The organism is Paraburkholderia sp. BR10954, assembly GCF_040965775.1.
Classification (GTDB): Bacteria; Pseudomonadota; Gammaproteobacteria; order Burkholderiales; family Burkholderiaceae; genus Paraburkholderia; species Paraburkholderia youngii.
The window spans coordinates 1-892 of record NZ_JBFRCK010000187.1 but is presented as its reverse complement, the minus strand read 5'-3'; the positions used below and the strand labels follow the sequence as shown (position 1 = coordinate 892).

General features: G+C 66.7%; 1 protein-coding gene. It reads left to right on the top strand.

The features are described 5' to 3' along the window. Positions 1–855, top strand: an 855-nt coding sequence (locus AB4Y34_RS41765) for a LysR substrate-binding domain-containing protein (protein ID WP_368719296.1), incomplete at its 5' end; no start/stop codon positions are given. Positions 856–892: the final 37 nt, after the last annotated feature.

Here is an 892-nt window from a genome sequence, read left to right as displayed (position 1 = left end):
GTCACGCCGGCGGCGGTGAGCCGCTCGGTGGCGCGGCTCGAGGAACGGCTCGGCGTGCGCCTGTTCGTGCGCACGACGCGCCAGATCCGTCTGACCGACGCGGGGCGGCGCTACTTCGAGCAGTGCCGTCAAGCGTTGTCGCAACTGATGGACGCCGAGCGCGAAGTGACAGGCGAGCAGACCACACCGGCAGGCATGCTGCGCATCAGCATGCCGACGCCGTATGGGCACTATCGCGTGTTGCCGCTGCTGCCGGCGTTTCGCGAGCGCTATCCGCAAGTCCAGGTCGAGACGCACCTGAGCAACCGCAACATCGACTTCGCGGACGAAGGTTTCGATCTAGCGATACGCGGACGCGCACCGGCCGATTCAAACCTCGTCGCGCGCAAGCTCGAAGATGCGGAAATGGTCGTGGTGGCGACGCCCGCCTACCTGAAACGCGCGGGGGTGCCGAACACCGTCGAGGACCTGCAGACCCACGAATGCATCCAGTTCGAAATGCCGAGCAGCGGGCGTCATCTCGCGTGGACCTTCGAGGGCTCGGCTGAAAATGGCGACGTGCTGACCCGGGGAAGCTATGGAACCTCGGGCGACGCGCTCGCCGGCGTGACGCTCGCGCGTGCCGGCGCGGGTCTCTTTCAGACTTATCGCTTCGTCGTGGCCGACGACCTGCGCGAAGGTCGGCTCGTGGAAGTGTTGCGCGAAGCGGGCGGGCGTACGCGGCCATTCATCCTCCTTTATCCGCACGCGCGCTATCTGACTTCGCGCGTGCGGGTTTTCGTCGAATTTCTGATCGAGCAGTTGGCCACGCCCACGACACCCCCAGTGCCCGCGCCACGCACGCGCGGTCACTGAGCGGCGCGCGCGTCTTCATCGCATGGCCCGCTCAGTG